Genomic DNA, 14,969 nt, shown 5'->3' with positions numbered 1-14,969 from the left:
AGGTGGCTGGGCTGGTTGGCTTTAAATAATTGTCATGCTGCCTGGCCAGATATTGCGGCAACTAATGCCCGTTGAAAACTAAGTACAATCCGACCATCACCGCCGCTAGCGCACCCCACAGGATCCGGACCCGCTTCGTGGGCTTGACTAGCACCCCATACTCCACGGCTTCGCGGCTTTCTTGGCCGGCTTTATCGGTGAGGGAGAGCAGCACGGCCGCAAGGAAGAGGGCCGCGAAGATGTAGAACGACAACATCATGTAGTGCGGCCAGAAGCTGTACTTGTCCGGCGGCAGCACCCACAGATACACCACCCCAACGCCCAGACTGAAGGCCGAGCCGAGCGACAGAATCACGTTCACCGTGCGCCGGGTGGTGCGCTGCCAGAACACTGACAGCAGAAACACCACCGACAGCGGTGGCGCAATAAACCCGAGCACCGACTGAAACACATCGAACAGGTTCAGGCCCTTGATGCTGTCAATGGCCAGGGCCATCAGGACGGCAAACAGGCACCCAACCAGAATGGTAACTCGCCCCACCGTAACCAGTTGCTGATTGGTGGCCTGCGGGTTGATGTTGCGGGCGTACACGTCCATGGTAAATACCGTGCTCAGCGAATTCAGCGACGAGCCAATCGTACCGACCAGCACCGCAACCAGCACCACAATCACCAGGCCCTTCATGCCCGGCGGGAACAAACTGGTTACCATCGTCATGTAGGCTTCGCTCGGGTCTGTGAGGTTGGGAAACAGAATGTAGCACAAGATGCCCGTGAGGATGAACAAGGGCAACGACAAAATTTTCAGCCAGCCGATGAATGCTACCCCCAACTGCCCCTGCTCCAAGCTTTTGGCCCCGAGTACCGATTGCACCATGGCCTGATCGGTGCAGAAAAACGCCACTGCCGACACCGGATAGCCAAGCAGAATGGCGTACCAGGGGTACTTCGGGTCGGAAGCCGGGTGCAGCAGATTCCAGTAGTTGCCGGGCACGCTATAAAACACCTTGGTCAGCCCACCCACTTTCGCCACGCCGATAAGCGTGAGGGTGAGCGACACCACAATCAGCAGTATCATCTGAAACACGTTCACTCGGGCAATAGCCTTCAAGCCGCCCGCAAACGCAAACAGCCCCGCAAACAGCACCAGCACAATCACCGACTGCCACATCGGAATCCCGAGTATCTGCCGAACCAAGAAGCCGCCCGCAAACAAGCCCAACGACAGCCACGATATCAGAATCTTGATGAGGGCGTACCAGGCCAGGATGTTTTGGGTGGAGTCGCCGTACTGCCGGCCCATAAAGCCGGGCATGGTGCTCACGTTGGCGGCCAGGTAGCGCGGGGCAAACACGGTTGCCAGCAGAAACAGAAACACGAAAGCGTACCACTCGAAATTCACCGCCACAATGCCCGTGCTGTACCCAATCGAGGCAAAGGCCAGCAGCATGGAAGGCCCCACGTTGGTACCCCACATATTGAAGCCGATGCTGGCCCACCCCAACGATTTGTTGGCCAGAAAAATAGAGTTGCCGGTCTTCTTGGAACCGGAAAAGCTGGCCTGATACCCAATGATGAACAGGATAACCACATACGCCACGACGATGGCATAATCCCAGATTGTCAAGCGGCCAAGTAGGTTGTTTCCCATATGGGTAGCAGTTGGAGTAGGATTTCAAGGATGTAAAGACGGCCGGACCGCACCTACGGGAGCTCAACGCCATGCTCAGCCAGCACGTCGCGGACTTTCACGGGCTGGCCGGTGGCCAGGGAGCGGTCCATGGCTTGCAGCAGGGCAATGGTGCCGATGCCTTCCTGGATGTCGGGGTAGGCAATGAAGTTCTGCTCGATGGAATCGGCGAAGTATTCCAGGTAGTTCTGGTATTCGCCGGCGTGGTGGCTTTTGCCTTCGAAGCGGAAATAATGCTTCAGCTTGTGCTCCCAGGTCACGATTCGTTCTTCGCCGGTACGGTCGGTGATGGCGTAGCGCAGGTCCATGTAGTCGCCTTGGCTACAGCCTTCCGTGCCGCGCAGGATGCAGCTCATTTCCGAGTCGCGGGTGACGGGCTGCACGGGGCCGGTGTAGGCGCCACTCACGCGAGCCACGCGGCCGTCGGTGGCTTTGAAAATGAAGTGCATAGTGTCTTGGTGCTTGAGGCCGCCTTTCGCACCGTTCGAGCTAAGCATGCCGTAGCCCATTACCTCCTCGACGTTGGGCAAGTACCATCGGATAAAATCTACGGGGTGGCTGAGGCCGCCGTACAACCACTTGAAGGCTTTTTCCAACGACCAGCCTTTCTCTAAAAACCACCGGTGGTCGGCGTGGTAGTAGGCTTCGATGGTAATCAACTCCCCTAACAAGCCCGCTTCGAAATCAACCCGCTGCCGCTTCATCGGCTCGAAAAAGCGGGAGCTCTGGCCGATAAACACCTTCTTACCCGATTGCTCGGCCAACGCCAGCAGTTCGTTCGCCTTCGACAAATCGTCGATGAAGGGCTTGGTGCAAACCACGTGCTTGCCGTGCTCCAGCGCCAGCTTCACGTGCTCGGCGTGCAGGTGGTCGGGCGTGTAGATGGCAATGGCGTTGATTTCCGGGTCTTCGAGCATGTCCTGGTACTGCGTCGTGACCCGACCTTCAAACTGAAATTCCGCGACCCGGTGTCGGCACAAGTCCTCATTCCGGTCGCAGATGGTTTGCAACGACACTTTCGGGCTGTTAAGCGCGGCTGACATGGTGCTTCGCCCCTCGCCCAAACCCAGGATTCCTAATTTCAGCATGTTGAAATCAATTATGGTATAAAAGGTGATGCTTTGCTGCGCTCTGCATAACACCCTTTTTCACTGTTTGATAATGGTTTTCCCTGGCGCGACTACAGGCTTCAAGAACACCCAAACCTCGCCGGGCTTGGTGCCGGGGATGCCTTCCTGGTACTGCTTCATCCGCGCGTTCCACTCATCGACGCGCGGATTGTTCTCGGTGGTTTTTGGGTTTAGTTCATCGAGGCTGGCCCCCTTCGGAACGCTGATGACCAGCATAAGCTGCCGCTCGTTCCGGAACACCAAGAGTTGCTGAAAACTAGCCTTGCAGAAGCCAGCGGCCACTTCCGGCCACAACTCGAACTGCGTGGCGTGGTAGCGCAAGTACTCTTGCTGCTTGGCCGGGTCGCGCACCAAGTTGGCCGTCAGGAGTAAGTTGTCCCACTGCTGGCTGACCGTTTTGTCGGTGCACCACTGCCGGTCGAATTTGTAGAACGGCGCGGCGTAGTGTTTCACTGTCGCCCCGCGGTAAGCGGCAGTTAGGGGCTGCTGTAGCCTCTGGATGCTGGCCGCCGGCCCATACACAACCAAGTGATTTTGCCAACGATACACGCTCGAAGCAGGCATTTGATACTGCTTGCACAGCGCTAGCAGTTTATCGGCTGCAACCGGCGCCGCGTTCGACCCGACTACTTCGAGGATGGCTGCTTTACCACTCGTTTGGGCGCAAGCAGAACCAAGAGAAAACAGCACCAAAACCGTCGTTAGAAGGCAAACCAAGGAACGAGGCCGCGACAGGTAATCGTGTTTCGGCGATGAACCAATGCTGTCGCGCGAATTCAATACCAGCAACAAGGGCAAGACGCAGGTATGCGGTTTAACTTCGTTCCGGGTATCAAGTGGTGGCTGTCTCATTACCCCGCTTGGTAAGTCACCACGTATTCCCGGTTTTTCTCTAGCTGTAGCTCGTAGTGCCCGTTGCCTTTCGCTTGAATTTTGGCGCCTTTGCAGCTTGGCTTCGACTTGCTGCGGAAGCGCAATGTGCCAGTGCCGGCGGCGCCCTTAACTTTGAGTTGCTTGACACTGGCGGTCAGCGTGATGTCGCCTTGGGGCGTGGGCACCGTGCCTTCCATCCACTGCAAGCCGCCCAGATTCGGTACCACTTCGTAGGTAGCGTAACCGGCGGTTAGCGGTTTTACGCCCAGGTAGTACTTGCCCAGCAAGTAAATTGGGCTGGCACCCCAGGCGTGGCAAAGGCTCTTGCCGAAGGGCCGGCCGTACATGGCGTAGTGCTCGGCGCCCTTTTTGGCGGGGTCGTATTCTTCCCAGAACGAGGTAGCGCCCAGGTCGAGCATGCCGCCCCAGTAGCTCTTCATTTCCTTGAGCACGTAGGGCTGCTCGCCCAAGGCACATAGCGCTTCCAGCTCATAGAAGCGCATGTAGGGCGTGGTGATTTTAGCTACTTGCGGGTTCAGCAGCACCGACTGCTTTACCTGTTGCTGCTGCTCAGGCGAGAGGTAGTTGAAAAAGATGCTGAACATGTTGGCGTAGCGCGTCACGTTGTCGGTGGGCTGGCCATTCACGCGGCTGTGTACTAGGGCACCTTTCTCGGCATTCCAGTAGGTGGCGAAGATTTTGGTTTTGAGGTCGGCGGCCAGTTGCTGGTATTTCTGCGCGCCGGCTTGGTCGTTTACCAGATTAGCGCACAGGGCCATGCTTTCCAGGCTGCGGCAAAACAAGAGTTGTTCGAAACTGACTTCGCCCTTCTTGCTCAGGCCATCAGCCCAATCGATAAACACCCAGTCGCCGGCCAAGCCTTCAAGCAAACCGTCTTTGTTGCGGCGCGCGAGGCAATAGTCCATCAGGCTTTGCATGCGCGGGTAAAGCTGCGTCACCACGGTTTTGTCGCCGGTGTACTGGTAGGCGTCGTAGATGCCGATAAACCAGTAGAAGGTGTAGTCCATAATGGTGTTGATGTGGCTGGTGACGGGGTCTTTGCCGCGCAGCGCGAAGGTGGTGCGGTTCACCGTGGGCGTGTCGAAGTACAGGTAGTAGTTCATCAAGTAGCTCTGGTAGGCGTCGCCCGACCATATCCACCGGTCCCGCTTGATGCCATCGATGAAAAACTCGCGCGTATTGAGGTGCATGGTGTAGGCCGCCACGTCCCAGATCTTGTTTAGCTGCTCATCGGAACACCGAAACTTGCCCCGCTCCACCACCGGCGCGTACTCATGCAGCATCGACACCGAATCAAGGCTCACGCCCGCTTCTGGCCGGATATTCACGTAGCGAAACGCTTTCGACAGCGCGGTCAGCTTATCTGCTTTCTGCAGCTGGTCCACGCTCAGGCGCTCCAGCGTTTCGCAGGTTTCGGTGGCTAAGGCTTCTTCTCTTGACTCGCCGAAGTACAGCGTCACCGGCCCCTTTCCTTTCAGGCCGTGCAGTTGCACGTAGCCAAAGGTTTCGCGCCCGAAGTCCACTACCATGCCGCCTGCCGGGGTGCGCGTTACGCTGGCTGCCCGCCGCGGCTCGGTTGTCAGGCGGAAGGCGGAAGGCAGCACCTGCGGGTCGTTGAAGTTCCAGGAACTCGCCGTCAGCCACGTCGTACCCGACTGGTCGGAAACCTTGCCCGACGCGTCAATCCACTCTTTGTCCTCGTACGTCACCAGCCACGACCCATCGGTGGCGATGGTGGCGCCGCGCACGTACACCGCCGGCACGTGCTCCTGGTTGTAGACTTTGATGTTGAGGCGGTGCTTGCCCGCGGGCACCGTCAGCCGCTCGGGCGCGCCGGAAATCAGCTTGCCATCCAGCTTTACGTTGTACTGCCCTTCGGCGCGCAGTTCAACTTCCTCCGGCTGCTTGAGGTCGAAATCCTGGTGGAAATCAATCAGGGCATAATGACTATCCAGCCGCCAAAACGGCGGGAAGAACGAGCCCCGCTCGGTGCGCCGATTCTGCATTTGGTTACCCAACCAGATTTCGTAGTCACCAGGATACCAGATCCAAGTGGCTGCTTTCGCGCGTTGCTGCGCTTGGGAAGCACTTGTAAGCAACATCACTAGCATAACGGCGGCCATGGCAATGCGGGTCAGATACTGGTTTATCATCAGGTGGGGTGATAGGTTGATCGGCCTTAAGTCATGTGGCTGCATTATGCCATCATGCTAGAGCGTTGCCAAAGTGACTGTCTTGCGAAGCTTGCCGAAGCATCTTTACCGCTTTATTGCCTATGCATTAGGAGTTTACCACCCTAGCGAGATGCAGCAGCTTCATTCAGCAGACGTTCTTTAATTGCTTGGCTTGCTATTGCTTGGCTTGTGATTTGATAGCGTCTGCCTTCTTGGTTTCAGGGCGCAAGTTCTGGTAGGCGGGCTCTAGGCCGGCGGCTTGCTTGATGGCGTTGGCTACCATGGGGCCGTTGTTTTTCCAGACGTTGCCGGGGCCGTTGGCATTGGCGAGAAACTTCTCGGCCGGGCACCAATTGTCTTGGACCGTGATGCCCGCCGAGCCTTCATCCAAGTACAAGTAAAACCAGTGGTCGGGGTCGTGCACGTAGGGCGCCTGGCCGATTCCCTCGACGCGGTTTTCGGTGATGGTCGTGCCGGGTTGGGCCGAGAGGGTGTAGATGCCGGCTACGTCGTAGGTGTGTTGGGCGTAGTGGTGAATGTAGTTGGCCGTCACGCGGTTGTCGCGCATGCAGTTGGCGGTTTTGGTCCAGCCCCACCCTACGCTGATACCGGTATAAGGCACTTGCGAAACTTCGTTGTGCCGAATAGTGGTGTTGCGTACAAAGCCGGCGGCAATACCCACGCAGCCCCAATCCTCGTTGGCGCAATCAGTGAGCAGGTTGTTTTCCAGCAGCTCGTTGGTGCAGATTTCGCGCTCGTCTTTGGGGTTGTAGGGCAGGTGCGTTTCGGTGCCTTCGTCGGAGAATTTGCCGAGTTGGATGCCGTTGCCGGCCACGTCGCGAAAGGTGCAGCCGACTACTGTATCGTCGTGGGTGCCGCTTTGGTAATCGAGGGCGGCGGAGGCCATGTGCAGGAACTGGCACCGCTCGAAGCGCGTGTGGTGCACACCCGCAAGCTCCACGCCCGCGGGCGGACGACCAATCCAGGCTTGGTTTTCGAGACCGGCTTTATCGGGGGTACCGGGTTGTTGAAGCGAGTAGCCATCCAGCAAATACATGCCCGCCTGCAACGGCACGTGGCCTTGCTCGGAGGGTCGCAGCCAGGTGGTATAAGCAAAGGTTAGCTCCTTGAACTGCACGTAGGCTACCGGCTGGTCGAGGCTGCCGGATACCTGCACCAAGGTTTCCAGCACCGGCGCCACCACGTGGGCGCTGCTCATAATTTCGCCCGGCCGGGGCCAGTACAACACTTGTCCGCGTTGCGCATCATAGTGCCACTCGCCGGGCTGATCGAGTAGCTCGACGGCGTTGGTTAGGTAAAAGGCCGAGCTGCCGTTTTTGCCGTCGATGATGGGCCGTGGCCAGGGGTGCTCGAACTGAACTTTGCTTTCGGGCTCATGAAACGTGACGCGGGCCTTGGCACCCTGCACTGTCAGCGTCTTGACGCGCAGCACATTCACGGCCCACATCTGGTGCAACACCATTTCCAGTTGGCCGGCCTGCCGTAGCGCACCTACCGCGGTGGCCGGAACCCAAGCTTCTTTCTTGTTTATGTCCCACGTGAGCAGGCGTGGCAGATTATCATTGTTGGGGGTGCGGGCCCGGACGGCTTTGCGGCCATTCACCCACAGTTGCCGAAACGCCAAGGCCCGGCCACCTACCATCGGCACATCGGCCACCCATACTTGCCCCTGCGCGGCAGCCGGCAAACCGGGTCGGTTGCTGGTATCTTTGCGCCAGCCGGTTAGGGTCACGCCACCACTCAATACAGGTTGCTCGTTGGGGGCGGCTTCAATCAGCGTCGGACTGGTAGCAGTACCGGCATCTTCGGGCCGCAGAAACAACGGCTCGTACAGTCGGTACTCGCCCCCGCGCACCCAAATGTGCACACCCGTTTGCACCGAAGGATCGTTCAACCGGCGCAAATTCCGCGCTTGCCGCAAGGCTGCCGCTACCGTAGCCAGCGGCTGCAAGGCCGTACCAGCAGCCCGGTCAGAACCTTTTGGCGACACCCATATATCAGCCGCGTAGCCTTGGGCAGTCAGCAGGCTGAACGCGAGTAGCAGGCCGTATGCAAGAGTTCGTATCATCAATGCTTCTAAGTGTTCAATCTGCGGTGGAAGCAAGAGCTGGTTCCTTCTCTGATCTGAGGATGAGGAGGGGAATTAGATTCTAGTCTTCATCTAATTATGATTTTTGGCTTCTCCGGTAGCAGGCGTTGACTTATTGAAAGCGGCTTGTAAGGCCTCGAAGCCTTTTAGGGCATTTGATGGTAACAGCTCGCCGTTCTTGCCGAATACTTTTTGCACTTCTTCTTTCTCGATGGTGACTTTAGATTCGTCGAGCTTGCCGGTTTTGTCTTCGGCGGCAGAAAGGTTTAGGGTTAGGTTCTTGGCTAGGAACTCGTACATGGCTTGGCGCTTCGAGGCGCCGTAGTCGTGGCCTTCTTTGGGGAGGTGCACGTTCTCAACTAAGCTGGTTTTGCCGTAGTAGCCGTAGATTTTTTGGAGATAGGGATACGCCACTTCGGGCGTGTGGGCGGTCCAGTCGCCGCCGTCGGTGATGGCGAGTTGGGGGCGCGGGGCGGCCATGGCGGCTAGCTCGGCATTGTTGGTGCCGTTGCCGCAGAGGTGCACGGGCATACCACTTTCGCACGGGCAGCCACCATTGTGGTAGGTGGAGAGCATCACGACCGGCACACTTACTTTGATCCGGTCGTCGAGGGCAGTGAGCAGCATGGTTTGGCTGCCGCCACCCGAGCCGCCGGTAATGGCCACGCGGGTTTTATCAGCGTCTTTCAAGGACAGCAAATAATCCAGGCTGCGCAGGCCGTTCAGGGCCTGCACCGTCATGGCCAGGCTGCGGCGGTGGTCTTCGCCTTTAAACTGCAGCAAGGATTCGCCCCACGCAAACAGGTCGTAGCTGTATACCATGGCCCCCATGCGGGCCAGCGTGGCGCAGCGATACTGGGCATCGGCCCGGTAGCGGCCATCGCCAAAGTGCCCATCGGGGCTGATGATAACGGGCACTTTACCCTTGGCCTTGAGCGGCTTATACAACGAACCCGTTACGTACACGCCCGGCATGGTTTCCAGGGCCAAGTTTTCCACGGTGTAGCCGTCGTACTGGCGCTTGTTGGTGATGATGGGTTTGCTGGTGGGTTTGGGCGGCATCGGGGAGAGGCGCAACGCCTCCCACATGCAGCTCCGTAATTCGGCTTTGCGCTTTTCCCAAGTAGTTGCGTCGTGGTAGCGGGTGGCGAGGTAGGCGAGCTGCGCGGCACCTTCTTCGGGCGTTTTCAGGTGGTACTGGAAGGTTTTGAGTTTGTAGGCCTTGTCGCCGGTTTTGGACACTTGGAGGTCAAACGGGGCCAGCACGTTTTTCAGGGTTTCGTCTACGTCGGGCCGGTAGCGCCACTCAGCATAGGTCACCCACTTATCCTTCACCATGGCCGCGTCGGGCCTGATTTTCACGCCGTAGCGTTGCTGAATCTGGTCGAGCACCGTTTGCAGCGGCAGGCGGTACTGGTCGTCCGAGGTTTGGGCCACGGTGGTCGTAGTCAGCAGAAGCAAGCCAAAAAGCAGGTGCAGGATTCTAGACATGGTGGAGGAACGGCTGTCATTAGGGGATATCGTTCTGGTCAGGCACTTGTTAGTCCCTAATCTTGGGTGATTTCGGCCGTGGCGGAGGGGGCTTGGTAGCCTTTCAGGGCGGGCCACTGGCCGTTTTCGATCTTGACCAGCTTCAGCTTTTTTGGGTCGATGACGGCGTGCTTGATGCTTTTGCGGCGCCAGGTGTACACGAAATGCACCAGGCCATCTTTCGTTTGAATTACCGAAGGATAGGAATACTGGCTGATGGGCGAGTCTTCGAGGATGGCGGCGGCGTACCAAGTTTTGCCATCTTTGGAAACGGCCACGTTCAGCGGCGTGCGAGGACCTTTGGCGAGGGTGCCGGGCGGCAATACGTGGTTGTACACCAGCAATTGGCGGCCGTCGGCCAAGGTCACGGCGTCGGTGCCGGAGTTGTTGTTGGGCAAGTTGGTTTTAGCGAGTGGCGACCAGGTTTTACCGTTGTCATCCGACCACGATTCCAAGATGGCCCGGTCGCGGCTGCGGCACAGCACCTGCAAGCGGCCTTTTTTGTGCAGCAGAATGCTTGGCTGAATGGCACCCTGCGTCTGGCCGTTCTCGACGGGAGCCGTCATAGTCCAGGTTTTGCCGAAGTCGGGGGTGGCTTCGAAGTGCACGCGCCAGCCGCCGCTGCCTTCGGTGCTGGTAGGGCTCAGCAACGTGCCGTTTTTGAGCAGCACCGGCTTGTTTTTCACGGGCCCGATGTAGCCTTCCGGCAAGGCCTCGGCCGCCGACCACGTCAGGCCGTTGTCTTTCGAGGTTTTCAGCCAGCCTTTCCAATCCGAAGGCTTGGGGCCGATTTTGTAGAACAGCAGCAGGTCACCGCCGGGAGCTTGGTAGAGCACCGGATTCCAGGTAGGGTAGCGCAGCGTCTCGTTCACGACGCCGTTGGCGACTTCCACGGGCGTGGTCCAGCGGCCGTTTTCCTGCCGGCTCACCCAAATCCCGACGTCGGGGTTGCGCTCCTTGGTGCCGCCAAACCAAGCCGCCACGAGGCCCTTGGGGGTTTCGGCAATGGTGGCGGCGTGGCTTTCCGGAAACGGCGCTTTCTCGAAGATGAACTCATCGGTCAGAATGCCTTGCTTCCATGGCTTGGTTTGCGCCGCTAGGTTGCCCGCTAATAGGCTCCCAATTACAACCAGAAGTATCTTTTTCATGCAGTGGTCTTGTTGCAACCTGAATTAATGGTTTAGCTCCAGGCTAGCCAAAATGAAGGGGCCCGTACCTTTCGGATCGTTCACCCGAACAGGCTCCTTGATGTAGTATTCATAGGACCCGTCGCGGTCGGCGCTGAGGCCCGCTACTTCGCACACTTGCAACAAATTCAGCTCGCCGTCGGGCTTGGTTTCCACGAACCGGTCGAGGATGCCGGAATAGCCTTTCTCGGCGGCGCGCAGGTAGGTTTTGTCGAGATAGTGGCGGTTGGCGCCTTTGGCCAGGGCGTACACAAACATGCACGAAGCCGAGGCCTCCAGGTAGTTGCCGGCCCGTTCGGGTTGGTCCATCACCTGGTACCAGAGCCCGGATTTCGAGTCTTGGTATTTGTGCACGGCCACGGCCACCCGGTCCAGGATGGCGAGCAGGTTTTTGCGCTGCGGGTGCGTTGAGGGAAAGTAGTCGAGCACATCGACCAGGGCCATGGCGTACCAGCCCATAGCCCGGCCCCACACGTTGCTGGATACGCCGGTTTGCTTGTTGGCCCACGGCTGCAGGCGGCTTTCATCCCACCCGTGGTAGAGCAAACCGGTTTTGGGGTCGCGGAGCTGCTTTTCCATCAACATCAGTTGCCGGGCCACCTCGTCGAAAGCAGCTTCGTCGTGGAAGGTGCTGGCGTATTGGGTTAGGAACGGACTGGCCATGTAGGCGCCATCCAGCCACATCTGCCAGGGGTACTTCAGCTTGTGCCAATAGCCGCCCTCGGTGGTTTTGGGCTGCCATTTGAGTTGGTGGCGCAGTTGGTCGAGGGCCTTGCGGTACTTCTCGTCTTTGGTGAGGTTGTAGAGGTTGAAGAGGACTTTGCCGGAATTAAGGTTGTCGAGGCTCAGGTCTTCGGGTTTGTAGGTTTTGATAGCGCCCTGCTCGTCCACCATCTTGTCGCCGTAGCGCTGAATGTAGGCCAGGTACTTCGGGTCTTTGGTTTTGCGCCACATTTCTTCCAGGGCATGAATGATCAGGCCTTGGGTGTAGCCCCAGGTGTCTTTCTGCGCGGCGTCGGCCATCCAGGGGCTGCGGTTGAGCACCGACACCAGCATCCGTTCCGACCATTTCTTGGGGAACCGCGGGTCAGCGGGCTCGGTTAGCTCGGTTAGGTCGTGGTCGAAGAGCGGTCCGCCGAAGCTCGGTGACGCAATCAGCGCACTGGCTATGCCATACACTGCTATCCAACGCCCGGCGAAATTATCGTTCATATCCACAAAATCAATCACTTAGTATTGGCTACAAAGGCGTAGTCCCCGGACCCAACCTCGAATACGGCCCTATCCCCTTCCATGCGCACGAACTTCACCCCCGCCACACCGGACACTTTTTTGCCGCTTTCCTGCACGTCTTTCGCGTCTTTGGCCGGGATATAAACCAGCGCCTTGGTATTGCCGGGCACGCTCAAGTTCCAAGTGAAGCGCTTGGCATCCTGCTTCCAACTGCTCTTGATCAGCCCGCGCACCGAGTGGTACGAGGCCTGCACCGACGTGAGGCCGGCGGTGGGTGTGGGCTTCATTTCCAGGCGCTGGAAGCCGGGTGCGTCGGGGGCCGACTTGATGCCGGCCAGGTTTTCGTAGTACCAAACCAGCAGGTCGCCGAGCAGCATCACGTGGTTTTGGGAGTTCATGGCGGGGTCGGCGGTGTTGCCGTTCCATAGCTCCCAGATGGTGGTGGCGCCATTGGCGGCCATGTAGCCCCAGCTTGGATAGTCGCGGTTGGTGGCTAGGCGCAGGGCAATGTCGGGGCGGCCGTGCGCGGTGAGGCCACGCATCAGCCACTGCGTGCCGATTACGCCGGTGCTGATGTGGCCCTTGTTTTCCACCAGAATCTTGTCGGCAATGTTCTGGAACACTTTGCCTTGATCTTCTTCGGGTACCATGCCGTAAGCCAGCGGCAACAGGTTGGCCGTGACGGTGCCGTTGCTGTACTGGCAGGTTTCCTTGTTCAGGAATTTCTGGTTGAAGGCGGTTTTCAGCTCGGCGGCCAGCGTGGCAAACTCCTGCGCGTCCTGCGGCTTATCGAGCACCTTCGCGAAGCCCTGCATCAAGCCCAGCAGGTGGTAGTAGGTGCTGCTGGCAATGAGCACACCGTCGGTGTTGCGGGCGGGGTCCTTGGAGTGAATCAGCTCTTTCGACTCGGGCGGTACGCACCAGTCGCCGTACTTGTCTTTGGTGAGAAGACCGTTTTCCGAGTAGTTCTGGCGCATGTAGGTCAGCCAGCGCTTCATAGAATCGTAGTGGCGGGTGAGCGGGGCGGCGTCGCCGTACTGCCGGTAGAGCATATCGGCGATGGTGAGGTAGGTGCCGGGCCAGGTTACGTTGTCGCCGTAGTAGCGCCAGAACGCGGGGGCCACGTCGGGGATGCTGCCGTCCACTTTTTGGGCCTGCTCGATGTCGCGGAGCCACTTGGCGTAGAGGCGGGCGTTGTCGAACACGAAACTCTCGCCGTAGGCGCCGGTGGTCCGGTCGCCGAGCCAGGGCTGCCGCTCGTTGCGCTGCGGGCAGTCGATGGGCATGCCTTTGTAGTTGCCGCGGATGCCCCAGTAGGCGTTCTTATACACCTGGTTGATGGTGGCGTCGGAGGTGGTGAACTCACCGGTGGTGGCAATGTCGTCGTACACGATGCGGCCATCGAAATCGGCTACGGTGGGCGCGGCGCCGGGCCAGTTGCTGATTTCGGCGTAGCGGAAGCCGTGGAAAACGAAGGTTGGCTCCCAGGTTTCGCGCCCGCCGCCTTTGAGCGTGTACACGTCGGTTACGCGGGCATCGCGCAGGTTGGCTACGTACAGCTCGCCGCTTTTCTGCAAGGTTTCGGCGAAGCGCAAGGTCACTTTCTGGCCTTTCGGGCCACTGGTGCGCAGCTGGAGCCAGCCCACCATGTTCTGGCCCATGTCCAAGATGTACTTGCCGCCGGCCAGGGGCTTGATGGACACCGGCTTGATGGTTTCCATCACCTTCATGTTCTCGTTCATCTGCGCCTCAAACGCGCCGCCGGGCTCCTGTACCAGCTCGGCCTTCCCCCACTTTTTAGCGTCGAAACCGGCGGTGCTCCACCCGGGCATCTCCTTGGTGGCGTCGTATTCTTCGCCGTCGTACTCGTTGTTGGTGCGGATGGGGCCGTCGGCGGTGCCCTGCCAGGTATCGTCGGTTTTGATGACGTCGCGGGTGCCGTCGGCGTAAGTTACTTCCAGTTGCATGAGCAGCTTGGGGTAGCCGAAAGTCTTGATTTTGTAGGGCTTGTAGTTCTGGCGCATGGCGTAGAACCGGCCGTTGCCGAGCACGGTGCCCAGCGCGTTGGGGCCCTGCTTGAGCAGCGGCGTCACGTCGTAGGTGTTGTACTTCACGCCCTTGGTGTAGTCGGTGGGGCCGGGCGCCAGCACCTGCTCCCCTACCCGCTGCCCGTTCACGTACAGCTCGTACAGCCCCAGCCCGATGATGTAGGCCGTGGCTTGCTTGATGGGCTTTTCGGTTTTGAATTCCTTGCGGAAGTAGCGCGCCGACAGCCGGGCGTGGCTTTCCTCTTTGTCCCAGGCAAACGCCCGGTCGAAGCCAATCCAGCGGCCTTTCCAGTCGAGGTAGTTCAATAAGCCCACACTCCAGCGGGCCGGCGTGCTCCAGGCGCTTTCGCCCTGGTTGGTCCAGGTGCGCACTTTCCAGTAGCACTGCGCCCGGCTATGGAGCGGCGTGCCCGCATACGCCACGTGCACCGACTGCCCGGAATTCACCTTGCCCGAGTTCCACAGGTCGCCTTCGTCGGCGGCCAGCTTCGCCGGCGTGGAGGCCACCAGCACCTGATAGGCGGTTTGTTCCAGGCCGCGCTCGGTACCGCTCAGCTCCCAACTAAGCCGCGGCGCTGTTGCGTCGATGCCTTCGGGGTTGGTCAGCAGCTCGCAGCGCAGGCGTTGGAGCTGCACGGCCACGGGCTTATTCGCCCGAAAAGCCGTGAGCAGTAAGATCGTACAAAGAAAGACAAGCAGGCGTTTTGCGTTCATAGGGGATGACCCTACCCCCGGTTCCCTCTCATTTCGGAAAGGGAAAGCCTGACGATTGACAGGCGCAGTCCGCGGGTTTGTGCAGGGCACTTTTCAAGTCCCATAGTTCGCCAAATTTCCCGCTCGTTCATTCTACGATCTTAGCATAATGCTTTAGGATTTGGGCATGGAAGGAATAAGAGTATCGTATCAATTGTCTTAACATATACCTCCTTATTATAATATGCTACTACATATTCAGGCAAAGTGCATACGGTAT

At 58.8% G+C, this 14,969-nt stretch carries 9 protein-coding genes; all 9 read right to left on the bottom strand.

Annotated features, from left to right (window positions below; all coding sequences use genetic code 11):
- Positions 1–61: 61 nt before the first annotated feature.
- A complete protein-coding gene (locus P1X16_RS22330) occupies positions 62–1,651 on the bottom strand; it encodes a sodium/solute symporter (RefSeq protein ID WP_277233941.1) in 1,590 nt (529 codons plus the stop codon).
- Positions 1,652–1,704: 53 nt separating this feature from the next.
- A complete protein-coding gene (locus P1X16_RS22325) occupies positions 1,705–2,778 on the bottom strand; it encodes a Gfo/Idh/MocA family oxidoreductase (protein ID WP_277233939.1) in 1,074 nt (357 codons plus the stop codon).
- Positions 2,779–2,838: 60 nt separating this feature from the next.
- Positions 2,839–3,672, bottom strand: a complete 834-nt coding sequence (locus P1X16_RS22320) for an L-rhamnose mutarotase (RefSeq protein WP_277233937.1) — start codon at positions 3,670–3,672, stop codon at positions 2,839–2,841.
- Positions 3,672–5,867, bottom strand: coding sequence for an alpha-rhamnosidase (locus P1X16_RS22315; RefSeq protein ID WP_277233935.1), 2,196 nt, complete (start codon positions 5,865–5,867; stop codon positions 3,672–3,674). The genes P1X16_RS22320 and P1X16_RS22315 overlap by 1 nt, the downstream gene beginning before the upstream one ends.
- A gap of 196 nt (positions 5,868–6,063) precedes the next feature.
- Entirely contained in the window at positions 6,064–7,977 is a 1,914-nt protein-coding gene (locus P1X16_RS22310) for a right-handed parallel beta-helix repeat-containing protein (RefSeq protein ID WP_277233934.1), read from the bottom strand.
- 93 nt (positions 7,978–8,070) lie between these two features.
- Positions 8,071–9,489, bottom strand: coding sequence for an acetylxylan esterase (locus P1X16_RS22305; RefSeq protein WP_277233932.1), 1,419 nt, complete (start codon positions 9,487–9,489; stop codon positions 8,071–8,073).
- Between the two features lie 56 nt (positions 9,490–9,545).
- Complete coding sequence (locus P1X16_RS22300) at positions 9,546–10,676, bottom strand: sialidase family protein (protein ID WP_277233930.1); 1,131 nt, start codon at positions 10,674–10,676, stop codon at positions 9,546–9,548.
- Between the two features lie 24 nt (positions 10,677–10,700).
- Positions 10,701–11,927: a glycoside hydrolase family 88 protein gene (locus tag P1X16_RS22295; protein ID WP_277233928.1), complete on the bottom strand. Its 1,227-nt coding sequence runs from the start codon at positions 11,925–11,927 to the stop codon at positions 10,701–10,703.
- A gap of 14 nt (positions 11,928–11,941) precedes the next feature.
- Complete coding sequence (locus P1X16_RS22290) at positions 11,942–14,710, bottom strand: alpha-L-rhamnosidase (RefSeq protein WP_277233926.1); 2,769 nt, start codon at positions 14,708–14,710, stop codon at positions 11,942–11,944.
- Positions 14,711–14,969 lie beyond the last annotated feature (259 nt).

This window comes from Hymenobacter sp. YC55, from assembly GCF_029433095.1.
GTDB lineage: Bacteria > Bacteroidota > Bacteroidia > Cytophagales > Hymenobacteraceae > Hymenobacter.
Note: the sequence above shows the minus strand (reverse complement) of the source record. Positions and strands in the feature narration are given on the sequence as shown.